Genomic DNA, 15,488 nt, shown 5'->3' with positions numbered 1-15,488 from the left:
TCAGATCTCGATCTGCTCGTCGATGACGCGCCCGCCCAGCATCTGCGCGACCAGCGGCACGCCGACCAGGCCGGACTGGCCGATCGTCGGGTCGTCCGGCGAGGGCTCGTCGGGCTCCTGCGTGCGGCCGCGGGACTGCGCGGCGGCCGCCCGCGCGGCCGCGACGCCCCGCTCCCGGGCCGTCCCGCCGGACGCAGCGGGCGCCGGACGTGCGGCCGGCGGCGGCGCCTGCGGGGCGGACGGCCGCACCGACGGTGCACCCCGCTCGGGCCCGCCGCCGGGCACGCGTGCCGGGGCCGGCGCGTCGCGCCAGGGGTCGTCGGGCTCGTCGCCGGGCGGGATGTCGTCGTCGGCGTGGGCCACGACGCGCTCGTCGCCACCGCCCCGCGGACCGTCGGTGGCGGTCGGCTCGGCAGCGCCGGTGGCCGTCGGCGTCGCGTCGGGCGTCGGCTCCCACGGCGGGACGGGCCGTGCGGCGTGCTCACCGCTCCGCCCCGCGGTCACCGCGTCGGGAGCGCCCGACGCCGAGCGTGCGGGTGCACCGGTGTCGCCGGGCGCGGGCCGCGCGCCGGACGGCGCCGCAGCGGGGACGGGGGCCGCGGCGGCGGGGGGCGCGGCGGCGGGGGGCGCGGCAGGGGCGTCGGCGACCGGGGCGGTCGGGCCGGCGGGCACGGGCTCGTCCCAGGACGCGGCAGCCCGCTCGGGGGTCATCGCCCGCGGCGCCTGCCGGGTGTCGGGCGCGGCCGAGGGCGCCGGCCGCGAGCCGGCACCGGGCTCGTCGAGCACGGCCTCGACGCGTGCGGTGACCCCGAGCGTCTCGGACAGCGCCCGCGCGACGACCTCGCCGTGGTTGCTGTTGCGGAAGGTCGTCACCAGGCCGGGCTGGGCGAACCCGAGGCGCAGCGTCGTGGCGTCGAGCTCGAGGATCTGGGCGTGCTGGTTGACCAGCGCCCAGGACGGCAGGCGCAGCCGGCGGAGGGTCGTCAGGACGTCCGGCCAGCGACGGCGCAGCATCTCCGTGTCCGCCGCCGCGGCCGCGGCACCGGGTACGGCCGCAGCACCGGGCGCGGACGCGGACGCGGGCGCGGCAGCCGGGGTCACCGGGGCGGGTGCGGACGCCACCGGGGCGGGTGCCGGGGCAGAGGTCGACCCTCCGGGTGCCTCGGCGGGCACGGTCCGCACCTCGTCGGGCGCCACGGCGTCGTCCCTCGTGGGGGCGTGGTCCGGCGCACCTGCGCCGCTCGGACCGGCGGTGTCCTCCGCGGCGGCGCTGGGCGGCGCGACCTCGGGCGCCGGTCGACCCGGCGCCGGCCTGCCGGGCACCGGCTCAGGCGCTGCGGCGACGGGCGCCGGAGCAGCAGGGGTCTCAGCAGCAGGGGTCTCAGCAGCCGGGCTCTCAGCAGCCGGGCTCTCAGCAGCACGTGCGGGCGCGACGGGCGCCGCACCAGCCGGTGCCCCCGCGGGCAGCCCGCGCTCCAGCCGGTCGATCCGTGCCCCGAGGCCGGTGCGCGAGTCGTCGACGGAGGGCAGCAGCAGGCGCGCCATGAGCAGCTCGAGGTGCAGCCGCGGCGACGTCGCCCCGACCATCTCCGTGAGCGCGGCGTTGGCCAGGTCGGCGGAGCGCGACAGCTCGGACATGCCGAGGTGCGTGGCCTGGCGGCGCATCCGGTCGAGCTGGTCGGCCGGCACGTCGCGCAGCACGGCCCCGGCCGCGTCGCCGGACGCGGTGATGACGATGAGGTCGCGCAGGCGCTCCAGCAGGTCCTCGACGAACCGGCGCGGCTCGTGGCCGGTCGCGATCACGCGCTCGACCACGCGGAACGCCGAGGCGCCGTCGCGGGCGGAGACCGCGTCGACCAGGTCGTCCAGCAGCGAGGTGTGGGTGTAGCCCAGCAGCGCGACGGCACCCTCGTACTCCAGGCCCGCGTCGCCGGAACCGGCGATCAGCTGGTCGAGCACGGAGAGCGTGTCACGCACGGAGCCGCCACCGGCCCGGACCACGAGGGACAGCACCCCCGGTCCCACGGGCACACCCTCCGCGGCGCACAGCTGCTCCAGGTACGGCACCAGCACGTCGGGCGGCACCAGCCGGAACGGGTAGTGGTGGGTGCGCGAGCGGATGGTGCCGATGACCTTGTCGGGCTCCGTCGTCGCGAAGATGAACTTCACGTGCGGCGGCGGCTCCTCGACGATCTTCAGCAGCGCGTTGAAGCCCTGCGGCGAGACCATGTGCGCCTCGTCGAGGATGAACACCTTGTACCGGTCGCGGGCGGGGGCGAACGTCGCACGCTCGCGCAGCTCACGGGCGTCGTCGACGCCGCCGTGGCTGGCCGCGTCGATCTCGACGACGTCGAGCGACCCGGACCCGCCGCGGGCCAGCTCGACGCACGACGGGCAGACGCCGCACGGGGTGTCCGTGGGGCCCTCGGCGCAGTTCAGGCAGCGCGCGAGGATGCGCGCGCTCGTCGTCTTGCCGCAGCCGCGCGGCCCGGAGAACAGGTAGGCGTGGTTGGCCTGCCCCGAGCGGAGCGCCTGCCGCAGGGGTGCGGTCACGTGGTCCTGCCCGATCACCTCGGCGAAGGACTCGGGCCGGTACCGCCGGTACAGCGCTGTGGTCACCCCCCGAGCCTATGCGCCGACGCCCACGGTGGGCACCGCCGTCCCCACCCCGGACCGCCGCCGCCCACGGCGCGGTCCCGCGGCCGCCGACGGTCCGGTCCGTGGCCCGACGGCCGCCGGCGCGGCCCCCTCAGTCGGCGCGCACCACCGTGTCCGCCAGCACGCGGCGCAGCAGCGGACGGGACGCCTCCGTCGCCGCCAGCACCATTGCGACGCCCCCGCCCAGGCAGCCCACCAGGAGCAGGATGCCCGACGGTGCGGTGACGGCCGCGAGGCCGAACAGCGGGAAGAACATCACGAGCGCCGCGACGGCCGACCCCACGGACACCACGAGCAGCGGCACCAGCACCTCACGTCGCCGGACCTGGTCGAACAGCTCGCCCGGCACCCCGGCGAGGCGGGCCAGGGCCAGCTCGCGACGGCGGTCGAGCACCGCGGCGGCCTGCGCGATGCCGGCGGACGCGGCCGCGAGCAGGAAGGTGATGCCGAGCGTGAGGAGCGCACCGGTCAGCAGGTCGCGCGCGACGACGTCCCCGACGGGGTCACCGCCGCCGCCCGCGAGCACCGGGACGACCGCCAGGCACCCGGCCACGAAGGAGGCCAGCCCGAGCCCGCCGACGACGCGCCAGACGGCCCGCGGGTCGTCGAGCAGCCGCCGCGCGGCGAGCAGCTGCGCGGGGGTGCGCGCCCACCGCAGCTGCAGCCGTCCCAGCACCCCCAGCACCCAGGGCCCCACCGCGTTCATCGTGAGGAACGCGAGCGCGAGCCCGGTGAGCAGCACGGTGATCAGCACCGCCGCAGCCATCTGGCCGACGGCCGAGACGACCATGAAGGCCCCCACGGCGACGACCGCGACGACCACGCGCACGGCGCGCAGCCCGGGCCGGGTGGTCCGCTGCGCCACCCCCAGGGGTGAGACGACGACGCGCCGCAGCGACACGGCACCGCTGACCGCCGCGAGCAGCGGCACCGCGACCCACGCCGCCAGCACGACGGGCACCCCGACCCACAGCTCGCCGGCCGTGAACGCGCGCCCCTGGAACGGGACCTGCGTCCACACCGGCAGCAGCGCGCCGTACAGCGCGGTCCCCGCCACCGCACCGGCCAGGCCCTGCAGGGCGGTCTCGACGAGGGCCAGCCCCACGACCTCGCGGGGCGTGGCGCCGAGCAGCCGCAGGGCGGCCAGCCGCGCGTCGCGCCGGGCGACCCCGAGCCGTGCAGCGGCACCGCCGAGGGTGAGCAGCGGCACGACCAGCAGGATCGTGGCCGTCACGGCCAGGACGACGTAGAACGAGCCGGCCTCGCGCTCCAGCTCGGTCACCGGGTGCGCGGCGCGCTCCACGAACCCCGTCAGCGCCCCGACGACGGACAGCGTGAGCGCCGTCGACACGGTGAACGCGGTGGCGGCGAGGGCTGTCGTCGTGCGCCCGTCACGGCCCCCGGCCCGTTGCAGCCGAGGGGCCAGGGCCAGCACCGGGTTCGCGCTCATCGCGCACCGCCACCGAGGGCGCCGCTCGCGGACGCGCTGCCGAGGTCGCGCGGCCCGCCGGCCGCGTGGGCCTCCCGCTCCCCGGGGCGCGGTCCCACGCCGCCGCCCGTCGTCGACCCGGCCGGGACCACGAGCCCGTCGCGCATGTCGATGCGGCGGTCGCACCAGGCGGCGACGTCCGCGTCGTGCGTGACGACCACGAGCGACGCGCCGACCGCCCGCGTCGAGGACACGAGCAGGCTCATGACGTCGTGGCCGGTGGTCTGGTCGAGGGAGCCGGTCGGCTCGTCCGCGAAGACCACCTCGGGGCGGGTGACCAGCGCACGTGCCACGGCGACCCGCTGCGCCTGGCCGCCGGACAGCTCACCGGGGCGTCGGCCCTGCGCGTCGGTCAGCCCGAGCGTCGCGAGCCAGCGGGCCGCCTCGGCCTCCGCGTCACGACGTGACGTCCCCGTGAGCATCGCGGGCAGGGCCACGTTCTCCAGCGCCGACAGCTCGGACAGCAGCTGGCCGAACTGGAACACGAACCCGTAGCGGCGGCGACGCAGCAGCGAGCGCTTCTTCTCCGAGAGGCCCTGCACCTCCTGGCCGGACAGGGTCACGACCCCGGCGGTGGGCACGACGATCCCCGCCAGCACGTGCAGCAGCGTCGACTTGCCCGAGCCGGAGGGGCCCATGACGGCGAGGTGCTCCCCCGCCCCGAGGTCCACGTCGACGCCCGCGAGCGCGGTCGTGGCCCCGAACCGGTGCACCAGCCCTCGGGCCGCGAGCCGCGCGTCCGCGGACAGGGGCGTCGCGCCGGGGTGCGGGACGTCGGGGGGCGCGGTCGTCGGACCGCTGGGCCGGGCTGTGGGCGTCATGCCTCGATCGTCGCGACCGGGCGGGTCCCGGCGCGTCCGGCGACGGACCGGTCCGTGCGCGACGGGTCTGCGACCGCGGGGGGACGGGTGGCGACGCGTCACCCGACCGGGGTCGCACGTGCCGGGTGTCCCCGGGCATGCAAGGACCCCCCGCACACCCGCCAGAGCTCACCTGCCCTTGCTGCCTTCCGGCCCTGGGGGGGTTCAGCGAGATGACGCCGCACGAGGGGTCTGAGCACCACCTTAACGCAGGTGACGGTGCTCCGGTGCGCCGCGGCGACGTGACACCCGGGGCGGGTGCCGCCCTCGCCGGACCGCGGACGGCCGGCGCGTCAGCCGACGACCGGGGGGATGCGCTGCGTGGGCGGACCCTCGTCGCCGTCCTGCCGGGCGATCCGCTCGGTGGCCGGCCCGGGCGGCTGCGGCGCCCGGCGGGTGGCACCGCCGGAGGTCACGCTGCGACGCTGCGGCGGGGGTGGGGGCGACGGCTCGGGCGCCTCGACGACGACGGCCTCCACCACGTCCTCGTCGCGCGCGCCCACGGCGGGGGTCGAGCGGCCGGGCGTGGGGACGGGCGTCGAGCGGACCGGCGTGGGCCCCGTGGCGCGCGCCGGCGTGGGCGGCGTCGAGCGACCGGTGGGTGCGGCCGGACGGCCCGGCAGGCTCGACGGGTCGGCGGGGTGGCCGGAGTCGTGCCCGGCGGGCTCGCCGCCCCACTCGGGCCACTCGGCCAGCTCCTCCTCGGTGGCGTCACCGGAGGGGCCGGTACCAGGCGTCGGTCCATCGGCGTCGTCGGACGCCGGGGTGTCCGCAGCGGCCGGCTCCGCGGGCGCGGGCATCAGGCGGGCGGCGCCCCACAGGCCGAGGGCGAGCACCACGGTGTACGTCCCGCCGAGGACGAGGAGCACGGCGACCCCGCCGCGCTCGGGCACGTCCAGCGTGAGCGCCACGACGATGCCGGCGACGACCACCAGGACGCCCCAGACGCCGGTGAGGAGGGCGAGACGGTGCACCACGCCGCGGTGCCCGCGGCGCAGCCCCTGGATGGCGCCGAACGTGCCGAGCGCCGTGGTCACCAGCGCCGCCGCGACGACGAGGAGCCAGGTCGCCCTGCCCTCGACGGCGAGCACGACGAGCCCCACGAGGACCATCGCGAGCGCCGGCAGCGTCAGCAGACCCACCAGGCCGCCCGCGACAGGGCTGCGCCACGCGTCGTCGGCCCAGCGGTCGGCGAGCCACGCGGGTGTGCCGTCGGGCGGGGCGCCGCCGGGTGCGCGGCCCTCGGGGGTCGGGTGCGAGTGGTCCTGGGTCATGGGTCCACGCTAACGACTGCGGGACGATCCGGACATCCGTCCGGCAGGATCGCCGCCGACCTGCACGGACCTCTCACACCGGCCCGGGGGACGATCCCGCGACGCGACCGCCGGACGTCCCGCACGGCGCGCGATGATGGGGGCATGTCCACCCACGACCGCACCGCCACGTCCTCCCCCACCGAGCCCATCCGGACCGCCCGCGGGTCGGTCGCGCTGGTCGGCGGCTACGTCGTCCCGGTCGCGTCCCCGCCCCTCGAGGGCGCGACGGTGCTCGTCGAGGACGGTGTGGTCACGGCCGTCGGCACCGACGTCGTCGTGCCCGACGGGGTGCGCGTGGTCGACGCACGCGGGCGCTGGGTGCTGCCCGGGTTCGTGGAGGCGCACGCGCACATGGGGGTCGCGGAGGAGGCCGAGGGCTGGGCCGGGCAGGACACGAACGAGATGACCGACCCGGACGGCTCGGCGCTGCGCGCGGTCGACGGCATCAACGTCGAGGACGAGGGCTTCCGTGACGCGCTCGTGGGCGGTGTCACGTCGGCCGTCGTGAAGCCCGGCTCGGGCAACCCGATCGGCGGGCGCACCGTGGCGATCAAGACGTGGGGCGGGCGGACCGTCGACGAGCAGGTGATCCGGTACGACGTGTCGGTGAAGTCGGCGCTGGGCGAGAACCCCAAGCGCGTCTACGGGGACCGCAAGCAGCTGCCCTCCACCCGGCTGGGCGTGGCGGCGGTCATCCGCAAGGCGTTCGTCGACGCGCAGTCGTACGCGGCCCGCCGGGACGCCGCGACAGCCAAGGGTGAGCCGTTCGACCGCGACCTGGGCAAGGAGACGCTCGCGGCGGTGCTGGCCGGCGAGCTCGCGTGGGACCAGCACACGCACCGGGCCGACGACATCGCGACCGCGCTGCGCCTGGCCGACGAGTTCGGGTACCGCCTGGTCGTGAACCACGGCACGGACGGCGCGGCGGTCGCGGACGTGCTGGCGGAGCGGGACGTGCCCGTGATCTTCGGCCCGCTGTTCACGTCGCGCTCCAAGGTCGAGCTGCGGGACCGCTCGATCGCGCACCTCGGCGTCCTCGCCCGTGCGGGCGTGCGCGTGGCCATCACCACCGACCACCCGGTCGTCCCCATCAACTTCCTGGTCCACCAGGCGTCGCTGGCGGTCAAGGAGGGGCTGGACCGGGACACCGCGCTGCGGGCGCTCACGGTCAACCCGGCGTCGTTCATGGGCCTGGCGGACCGCGTCGGTGCGCTGGCCCCGGGCCTGGACGGTGACGTCGTCGTGTGGTCGGGCGACCCGCTGGACGTCACGTCCCGCGCGGAGCAGGTCTTCGTCACCGGCACCGAGGTCTACACGTGGGACCCGACCGACCGCGGCGGCCTGGGCGCCGGGCACGTCCGCGAGCGCGCGGAACGCTTCGCCTCCTGAGGCCCTGTCCACGTCCTGGAACCGTCGCCCCACGCGACCGGGCCGAGGTCCCGCGACCCTGCCCGTGAGCGACCTCGGCCCGGTCTCGCGGCGGGGCCGTCCCAGGCGGCGGCTCTCAGTCGAGGACGTGGCGCAGGTAGCGCTCGGGGGCGTCGAGGAACCCGCGCCACCCGACGACGAGGTCCAGGTCCTCCCACGCGCACTCGCGCAGCCCCCACTCCCCGACCTCGTGGATCGTCGCGCCGGGCAGGGCCGCGAGCAGCGGCGAGTGGGTCGACAGGATCACCTGGGAGTCGTGCCGGACGAGGTCGTGCAGGTGCCGCAGGAGCGCCAGGCTGCCGGTGAAGGACAGCGCCGACTCCGGCTCGTCGAGCACGTACAGGCCCGGGTACATCATCCGGGAGCCGATGAGCTCGAGGAACGACTCCCCGTGCGACATCTCGTGGAACATCGGGTCGGAGCCGCCCGGGTGCTCGTCGAGGTAGGTGTAGAAGCCGTGCATCGTCTCGGCCCGCAGGAAGAACCCGCGCCTGGGCGCCCCGGCGCCGCGGACCAGCTGGAGGTCGTGCGCGAACCCGGACTCCGTGGGGCGCGTGCGGTGCATCGACCCGGTCGACCCGCCCTCGACGCCCATGCCGAACGCGTGCGCGATCCCCTCGACGAGCGTCGACTTCCCCGCGCCGTTGTCCCCCACCAGCACGGTCGCCGGCCCGAGGTCCCAGCCCTGCTCGAGGACCTGCCGCACCGCGGGGACGCTCAGGTGCCAGTCCCCGCCGCGCTCGTCGTCGAGCCCGCAGACGCCCGTCCGCGCCTGGACCCGTCGGACGGGCAGCGTGCTCCAGGGACCCGTACGCGCGACCATGCGCACACCCCACCACGGACGGCCGACACCGCGCACGCCCCACCGGCCGCCGCCCGTGCAGGCACGCGAAGGGCCCGCCACCCACGTGTGCGGGTGCGGGCCCTTCGTCCGGCGGAGGATGGGGGATTCGAACCCCCGAGGGCGTTAACCCAACACGCTTTCCAAGCGTGCGCCATAGGCCACTAGGCGAATCCTCCTGGCTGCGCACCCGGGCGAGCGGGCGCACTGCGGGTAGGAGTCTAGCCGAGGAACGCGCGCGCCCCGCACGTCCCCCGGCGGCACGGCCGGAGGGGGACCCGGCGGCGTGCACCCGACGAGTCCGCCGAGCGGGGCGGGTCGGACCCTGCACCACCACCGGAGACAGGAGACGGTCACATGTCCTTCCAGGCGTACCTCGACGCGGTCGAGCAGAAGACCGGCCTGACACCCCGCCAGCTCCTCGACCAGGCGCACGAGCGCGGCGTCGACGAGACGACGACGGCGGCACCGATCCTCGCCTGGCTCGCCGAGGAGCACGGCCTGGGCCGTGGGCACGGCATGGCGATGGTCCACGTCATCACCACGGGGCCCCGGATCAGCGGTGCGCACGTGGGGACCACCGGCACGCACCGGGACGCGTCGGACACCCTCTGGCTGGACGGCCGCGCGACGCGACCCGTGTGAGCCCGGCCGGGTCGCCGATGCCGGTCGTCCGCCGTGCGCGGCCCATCGGCCGGTCGTAGCGTCGGTCGCCATGACGGGAACAGGTGCGCGCGAGGTGCTGACGGACGGGTTCGAGCGGGTCGGGCCGGTGGTCGCCGCCGCCCTGGAGGGGACCACCGACGCGGCGCGCACGTGGCGCCCCGCGCCGGGGGCGAACACGCTGGCCTGGCTGGCCTGGCACATCGCCCGCGGTCAGGACTCCCAGGTGGCGGCCCTGGCCGGGACGCCCGAGGTGTGGACCGCGGGCGGCTGGGCCGAGCGGTTCGCGCTGCCGTTCGGTGAGGACGCCACGGGCTACGGGCAGTCGCCGGACGAGGCCGCGCAGGTCGACGCCCCGGTGGACCTGCTGCTGGGCTACCTCGACGCGACGACCGCGCAGACGCTGGCCTACCTGGAGCGCGTCGAGGACGACGACCTCGGCACCGTCGTCGACGAGTCGTGGGACCCGCCGGTGACGCTGGGCGTGCGGCTGGTGAGCATCCTCGACGACTGCGTGCAGCACGCGGGGCAGGCCGGCTACCTGCGCGGCCTGCTCCCGCGCGAGCTGCTCGGCTGACGGGGCGGCCGGCCCGTCACCCTCGTGGGTGCCGGGCCGCCCGCGACCGCTCAGACCGCCGTGGGAGAGGTGGCCGGCCGCCGGGTGAGCTGCCCGGTGGCCGCCAGGACGCCCACGACCACGGCGAGCACACCCCAGCTGACGACGCCCAGCGGCCCGACGACCGCCATGTCCGGCACGTCGCCGGCGGCCGAGAGCAGCAGCACCAGCCCTGCGGCCGCGTTGAGCGCGCCGTGGCCCACGACCGCCGGCCACAGCGACCCGCTGCGCACCCGCAGCCACCCGAGCACCACGCCCCAGGCGACGCACCCGCCGACCATGAGCAGCACGCCCGTGACGTCGGTGCGCCCGAAGTTGTAGCCCAGCAGGATCAGCGGCGAGTGCCACAGCCCCCAGACGACCCCGCTGACCAGCAGCGCGGGCCAGGTGCCCAGCGGCAGCAGCGCGGGCAGCAGCCAGCCGCGCCAGCCGACCTCCTCCCCCAGCGCCGCGACGCTGTTGACCAGCGCCGCCACCGGGATGGACACGAGCTGCAGGGCGACGAGCACGCCGACCGGCGGCAGCACGCCTCCCGGGGGCAGCGCCTGCTCGAGCTGCTCGGCGAAGCCCGAGAACGTCACGAGGTCCAGCCGGACGAGGCCGAGGGCGGCGGAGACGAAGGTGACGGCGGCGACCAGCAGGATCGGGACGACGATCGCCAGGGCGACGAACCCGAGGGTCCGACCCACCGGACGCAGCGGCCATGCCCCGAGCGCGCGCAGCCGCTCCCGCGCGGGCACGCGCAGCGCCGGCGTGACCACCGCGACGGCCGCCGCCGGCGTCCACATCATGGCGAGGGCCACGAGCGTCCTGAGGGGCGACGTGAGCCCGTCACCGAGCCACAGCGGCAGCGCGACGAGCCAGGCGAGCCCGCAGGCGACCGCGACGAACACGGCAACCGCGGGCCACGGGACGCGGGCGGGCCAGGGGTCGGCGGGGGCGTCCGGCGCGGGCTCGCCCGTCCCGCCGGCTGTGGGCACGGGCGGGCCGGCGTGCGTCGAGGGGGCGGCGGGGCCGGACGGCGGTCCGCCCGGTGCGGGCGGGGGCACGGCGGGGTGGACGGTCACGAGGCGCTCCTCCCGGTGGGCTACTTGTTCTATAAGTTATCAAATATGAGCCGGCGTCGGCCAGCCCGGTGGCCGTCACCGACGGGTCCGGCACCGCCCTCTGCCGCGCGGGGACCGGGTGTGGGCACCACGCGGTACGGTCGCAGCCGTGGCGGAGTTCGAGGTCGACGTCCCGCTGTGGCGGTCGGAGAACGGGTCCTGGGTGTTCGGGTCCCTGCCCTTCGACGTCGCCGACGAGATCGACGACGTGACCCGCGGACGGCAGGGCGGCTTCGGCTCCGTGCGCGTCGAGGTCACCCTGGGGCCCACGACCTGGCGCACGTCGCTGTTCCCTGACAAGGGACGGGAGACGTTCGTGCTACCGGTCAAGAAGGCGGTGCGGACCGCGGCGGGCGTCGACGCCGGCGACGTGGTGCGGGTCCACCTCCGGCTCGTCGACGTGTGACGCACCTCAGGACGCGGTGCGACCCTTCGCGAAGTACGCCAGCGGCCCCACCCAGTTGACCAGCAGTGCGAGCCCCCACGCGATCTTGGGCCCGTTCACCTGGTCGGCCGGGCGCTTGACGAGGTCCCGGAAGGCGGCCGCCGTCAGCGCCACCTGCGCCGCACCGACCACCGCCGTGAGGCCGCGCTGCTTGCCGCTCATCTCACGCCACGTCGTCTTCTTCAGGGACACGTCGGACCTCCGGGGACGGGCGCGCGAGCGCGCGGACGGCTGCAGGTCCATCGTGCCCTGCCCCCGCGCGGCGGCAACAGGTCCGGAGGTCACCGAGCGCCGCCCGCGCCTGCCGGCGCGGCGGCCGCCTCGCGCCCGTACCCTGACCGGCATGGAGCTCACCCTCGGCCTCGACGAGGCCCTCACGCTGGCCCGTGCCGCCGACGCGATCCCGTCCGCCGTGACCGACGTGCGCGGCGGCCCGCGGCTGGTGCAGGCGCAGGTGAAGGTGCACGAGCTGCCGGGGGTCCCCGGCGCGGTGCGCATGGCGACGCGGATGGCCGGGCCGGTCGACGTGCGGGTCGAGGACCGCGGGGTGGCGGACCGCACGTGGCGCGTCGCCGTGGTGGCGTCCCACCCCGTCCTGCGCATGGACCTCAGCGGGTTCGTGACCGAGGCGGTCCGCGGTCAGCTCGGCAAGCTGCCGGCGGGAGTCGCGACCGTGCACACGCAGGACGGCGCGACCGTCGTCGAGGTCTCCCTCGACCGGCTGGGTCCGCTCGTCGGCGAGATGCTGCCCGCCGCGCGCGGGGTGCGGCTGCGCGTCGACGACGTCACCCTGGGCGAGCGCCTGCGGCTGACGGCGACCGTCGGCTGACGGCACCGTCGACCGACCGCACCGGCGGTCAGCCCGTCCACACCGGCAGGTCGACCGCCGACGTGGTCGTGCGGGTCGCGGAGCGGACCGCGTCCGCGACCGCCCGCTCGACCACCGTGGCGGCCGCCGCCTGCACGGCGACGAGGGCGGCGACCCGCTCGGAGCGGGGCCCGGGCAGCGCGACGGCCTGCGTGGCGAGGGCGAACACGGCGTCCCCGTCGGCGAGCGTGTGCACCGGGTCCAGGGCCCGCGCGAGGCCGTCGTGCGCGGCCGACGCCGTGCGGGTGGTCTCGGCCGGGTCCAGCGCGGCGTCGGTGGCGACGACGACCAGGGTCGTGTTCAGCGGTGCGCCGGACGTCGGGGCCCCGCCGCCCGGCCAGACCCGGCCCTCGGCGGCGTCGAGCAGGCCCCCGGGCGGCACCGCCGGCGGGCCCAGCCCGGTGGGCGCCCCGGCGGCGTTGACGACGACGAGCGCACCCACGACCACCCCGCCGCCCGGTCCCTCGGGCAGCCGCACGGAGGCGGTGCCCGCGCCGCCCTTGTAGGCGGCACCCGCGATCGCGGCACCCGTGCCGGCGCCCACGCAGCCGCGCGCGACCGGTGCGTGGTCCCCGAGCGCGAAGGCCGCCCCGGCCGCCTCGTACCCCATCTCCGCGGTGGGCAGCGCGCGGAAGTCCCCGCCCCGCCCCAGGTCGAACAGGGCTGCCGCGGGCACGATCGGCACGACGTGCCCGGGCGGGTCGGGCGTCACCGGGAACCCGCGCCCTCGCTCCGCGCACCAGCGCATCGCACCGTGGACGCTGACCAGGCCGAACGCGCTGCCGCCCGTGAGCACGACCGCGTCGACGGTGGGGACGAGCGTCGTCGGGTCGAGCGCGTCGGTCTCGTGCGTGCCGGGCCCGCCGCCGCGCACGTCGACACCTCCCACGGTGCCCGGCGGCGGCAGCACCACGGTCACCCCGGTCAGCCAGCCGCCGCCGCTGCGGTGCGCGTGGCCGACGCGCACGCCGTGGACGTCGGAGATCGCATCGGCACCGCTGGGCGCCTGCGGCCGGGGCGTCGTCGCGCTCATGCCCTCAGCGTCGCACCAGGGTCAGGTCCCCGCAGCCTCCGGGTGCCGGACGGCGGTCAACGAGGACAGGTGACCGAGCAGGACGGTCTGCGAGTCCTTGGTGAGGTACTCCCCCGCCAGCCGCTCCTTGAGCTCCAGGCGCGTGCCGTCGTGCAGGTCGACGGTGGCGCGCAGCGGGAACGGCCGTTGCACGGTCGCCTCCCGCACGTCCTCGTAGGCGACGTACCGGTGGACGGCGGCCAGGACGTGCACGGGCTGCGACTGCAGGACGCCGATCAGCCGAGCCTTGCCGCCGTCCGTCTTCTTGGGGCACGGCAGCAGCACCAGCCCGCGGTCGAGCACCAGGACGTCGTGCGGGGCGCCGCCGACCGTCATGTTGGAGAGTCCCGCGACGACCGAGGCGCCGTGGGCCGTGGCGGTGTCGTGCACCTGGCCGACGGCGTGCGCGTCGACCCCGAGGCCCGCGAGCCAGGCCCGCACGGGCTCGGTGCCTGCGGGCACCGCCGCCAGCCGCGCCCAGGCCGCCAGGTCGATGCGGTCGCCCTCGCGGTCGCACAGCGTCGCCGGACCCGCCCAGTCCAGCCGCCAGCGGGCGGCACCGCCGGCGACGAGCGCCGCGGCCAGGACCGTCTCGAGGACGTCCGCGAGCGGGTGCGGGGCGGGCTGCCCGGGCAGGACGGGCTCCGGCTCGGCGGTGTCGACGCCGAGCTCGCGGGCGAGCTGGTCGTTGCGCCCCTGCGCGACGAGGTCGAGGACGGTGCCCAGGGTCGCGCGCGGCACGCCCGCCAGCCGGGCGGCGGTGCGGTGGACGCCGTCGGCGGCCCGCTGCTTCTCGATGGCGACGCCGGTCGCCACGAGCTCGTCCCACGGCAGCCGCCGCCGGTCCTCGACGGCCAGGTACTCGTCGGCGAGGTGGGCGGCGAGCGCGTCGAGGTGGGGCACCAGCACGGTCGCGGGCCGGGCGTCGGGCGCGTGCGGGACGTCCGCCAGCCGCTCCATCGCCAGCACGCGCGCCCCCGTCGGGGGATGGCTGTCCCAGCGGCTGCGGGCCTCGTCGACCGGCGCCGTCCGCAGCGACGCGAGCTCGTCGGAGCGCGCCGCGAGCAGCCGACCGAACCCGCCGTAGAAGCCCTCGGACGTGGGGGCCAGGCCCGCGTCCCAGCCGATGTCCACGTAGGCGCCCAGGTAGAACCGCCACGCCAGGTCGACGACCTCGCTCTCGCGCAGCGCCGACTGCGCGGTCGCACGGCCCACGGCGGCGACCATCAGGGCGTCGGCCGCCAGCTCCTGGCGGCGGCCCGTGGCGGCGGACACCAGCAGGTAGAGCTTGCCGTACTGCCGCAGCAGCCAGCCGGGCAGCGAGCCCGACAGCTGGGCCAGCGTCTGCCCGATGACGGCACGCCCGCGGTGCACCACGACCGACAGCCGCGTGTCGTCGTGCGCGTAGTGCCCCATCTCGTGCGCGAGGACGGCACGGACCTGGTCCACGGTGAGCCCCTGCAGCAGGGGCACGCCGATCACCATGTGGCGCGTACCGCCGACCAGGCCGAGCAGGCGTGCGTGCTCCATGACGCCGGCGTTGACGTCCGGTGCGAGGCGGATCTCGTCGGGCGGGCGGGTGCCGGTCAGCTCGGCGACCTCGTCGACCAGCGCCCAGAGCTCGGGGGCGTCGGCCCGCAGCAGCACGGGCCCGGCGGGCGTCCCGGGCCGCGCCCGGGCGACCTTCCACAGCGCGACGACGACGCCGACCATCGCGGCGATCGTCACGAAGCCGAGCTTGCCGCCCAGGACGCCGGCGCCCAGCCGGAACGCCAGGACCGTCAGCGCGGCCAGGCCTCCCAGGACGAGCAGCGCCACGACGTAGAACCCGGCCAGTGTCAGGACCGCGACGGCGGCGCGCAGTCTGGTGCTCATCGGTGCCTCCCGGGCTCCTCCGGGGGCCCCTGCGTCCCCGTCCGGGCGGAGCGTAGCGGCGCCGGGACGGTCGGCGTGGGTGATTCGGCGCCGGATGTGGACGGCCTGTGGGCGCGGTGTGGCGGCGCTGTCCGGGTCCTGGAACGTGACGTAGACCGCCCGGGGGAAACCCTCGCGCAGGACGGTGACCTCCCGCTAGGCTGTCGGTCGTAGTCGCAGTGCATAGCTTGTCCACGTTCTCCGGAGCGGAC

14 protein-coding genes, 1 tRNA gene and 1 other RNA gene are annotated in these 15,488 nt (G+C 76.9%); 5 read left to right on the top strand and 11 right to left on the bottom strand.

The genetic code is table 11. From position 1 onward, the window contains the following. From BMZ16_RS02270 to BMZ16_RS02250, 5 genes are all read right to left on the bottom strand, one after another. Positions 1 to 2,619 carry a DNA polymerase III subunit gamma and tau gene (locus BMZ16_RS02270; protein WP_089797971.1) on the bottom strand — a complete coding sequence of 873 codons (2,619 nt, stop codon included), beginning with the start codon at positions 2,617 to 2,619 and terminating at the stop codon, positions 1 to 3. Between the two features lie 130 nt (positions 2,620 to 2,749). Continuing rightward, positions 2,750 to 4,108: an ABC transporter permease family protein gene (locus BMZ16_RS02265; protein WP_177199563.1), complete on the bottom strand. Its 1,359-nt coding sequence runs from the start codon at positions 4,106 to 4,108 to the stop codon at positions 2,750 to 2,752. Then, entirely contained in the window at positions 4,105 to 4,968 is an 864-nt protein-coding gene (locus tag BMZ16_RS02260) for an ABC transporter ATP-binding protein (RefSeq protein ID WP_089797970.1), read from the bottom strand. The genes BMZ16_RS02265 and BMZ16_RS02260 overlap by 4 nt, the downstream gene beginning before the upstream one ends. 138 nt (positions 4,969 to 5,106) lie before the next feature. Then, positions 5,107 to 5,203, bottom strand: an RNA gene (gene ffs / locus BMZ16_RS02255) — signal recognition particle sRNA small type. 97 nt (positions 5,204 to 5,300) lie between these two features. Then, positions 5,301 to 6,281 carry a hypothetical protein gene (locus BMZ16_RS02250; protein ID WP_089797969.1) on the bottom strand — a complete coding sequence of 327 codons (981 nt, stop codon included), beginning with the start codon at positions 6,279 to 6,281 and terminating at the stop codon, positions 5,301 to 5,303. A 144-nt stretch (positions 6,282 to 6,425) separates the two neighbouring features. On the opposite strand from BMZ16_RS02250, the gene BMZ16_RS02245 reads away from it, so the two are divergent. Continuing rightward, a complete protein-coding gene (locus BMZ16_RS02245; protein WP_255366305.1) occupies positions 6,426 to 7,712 on the top strand; it encodes an amidohydrolase in 1,287 nt (428 codons plus the stop codon). 115 nt (positions 7,713 to 7,827) lie between these two features. On the opposite strand, the gene BMZ16_RS02240 is transcribed toward BMZ16_RS02245, so the two are convergent. Then, positions 7,828 to 8,574 carry an AAA family ATPase gene (locus BMZ16_RS02240; protein ID WP_089798663.1) on the bottom strand — a complete coding sequence of 249 codons (747 nt, stop codon included), beginning with the start codon at positions 8,572 to 8,574 and terminating at the stop codon, positions 7,828 to 7,830. 112 nt (positions 8,575 to 8,686) lie between these two features. After that, a tRNA-Ser gene (locus BMZ16_RS02235) sits at positions 8,687 to 8,771 on the bottom strand. A 178-nt stretch (positions 8,772 to 8,949) separates the two neighbouring features. On the opposite strand from BMZ16_RS02235, the gene BMZ16_RS02230 reads away from it, so the two are divergent. Then, positions 8,950 to 9,237: a DUF4287 domain-containing protein gene (locus tag BMZ16_RS02230; RefSeq protein WP_089797968.1), complete on the top strand. Its 288-nt coding sequence runs from the start codon at positions 8,950 to 8,952 to the stop codon at positions 9,235 to 9,237. A 70-nt stretch (positions 9,238 to 9,307) separates the two neighbouring features. After that, positions 9,308 to 9,832 carry a mycothiol transferase gene (locus tag BMZ16_RS02225; protein WP_089797967.1) on the top strand — a complete coding sequence of 175 codons (525 nt, stop codon included), beginning with the start codon at positions 9,308 to 9,310 and terminating at the stop codon, positions 9,830 to 9,832. Positions 9,833 to 9,882: 50 nt separating this feature from the next. Here BMZ16_RS02225 and BMZ16_RS02220 read toward each other — a convergent pair whose 3' ends face one another. Next, entirely contained in the window at positions 9,883 to 10,938 is a 1,056-nt protein-coding gene (locus BMZ16_RS02220) for a CPBP family intramembrane glutamic endopeptidase (RefSeq protein WP_255366304.1), read from the bottom strand. 148 nt (positions 10,939 to 11,086) lie between these two features. On the opposite strand from BMZ16_RS02220, the gene BMZ16_RS02215 reads away from it, so the two are divergent. Next, on the top strand, positions 11,087 to 11,383 hold the full coding sequence (locus BMZ16_RS02215) for a DUF1905 domain-containing protein (RefSeq protein WP_089797966.1): 297 nt from the start codon (positions 11,087 to 11,089) through the stop codon (positions 11,381 to 11,383). Between the two features lie 6 nt (positions 11,384 to 11,389). Here the strand turns inward: BMZ16_RS02215 and BMZ16_RS02210 are convergent, their stop codons facing one another. Further along, positions 11,390 to 11,614 (bottom strand): PLDc N-terminal domain-containing protein, encoded by a 225-nt coding sequence (locus BMZ16_RS02210; RefSeq protein ID WP_255366303.1) that lies wholly within the window; start codon positions 11,612 to 11,614, stop codon positions 11,390 to 11,392. Positions 11,615 to 11,765: 151 nt separating this feature from the next. On the opposite strand from BMZ16_RS02210, the gene BMZ16_RS02205 reads away from it, so the two are divergent. Continuing rightward, positions 11,766 to 12,251, top strand: a complete 486-nt coding sequence (locus tag BMZ16_RS02205; RefSeq protein ID WP_089797964.1) for a hypothetical protein — start codon at positions 11,766 to 11,768, stop codon at positions 12,249 to 12,251. Between the two features lie 28 nt (positions 12,252 to 12,279). Here the strand turns inward: BMZ16_RS02205 and BMZ16_RS02200 are convergent, their stop codons facing one another. Together BMZ16_RS02200 and BMZ16_RS02195 are read right to left on the bottom strand one after the other, a co-directional pair. Then, positions 12,280 to 13,323: a P1 family peptidase gene (locus tag BMZ16_RS02200; RefSeq protein ID WP_089797963.1), complete on the bottom strand. Its 1,044-nt coding sequence runs from the start codon at positions 13,321 to 13,323 to the stop codon at positions 12,280 to 12,282. 21 nt (positions 13,324 to 13,344) lie between these two features. Next, a complete protein-coding gene (locus BMZ16_RS02195) occupies positions 13,345 to 15,237 on the bottom strand; it encodes a M48 family metallopeptidase (RefSeq protein WP_089797962.1) in 1,893 nt (630 codons plus the stop codon). Positions 15,238 to 15,488 lie beyond the last annotated feature (251 nt).

Origin of the sequence: Cellulomonas sp. KH9 (assembly GCF_900114185.1) — a bacterium.
Taxonomy (GTDB): Bacteria; Actinomycetota; Actinomycetes; order Actinomycetales; family Cellulomonadaceae; genus Cellulomonas.
Note: the sequence above shows the minus strand (reverse complement) of the source record. Positions and strands in the feature narration are given on the sequence as shown.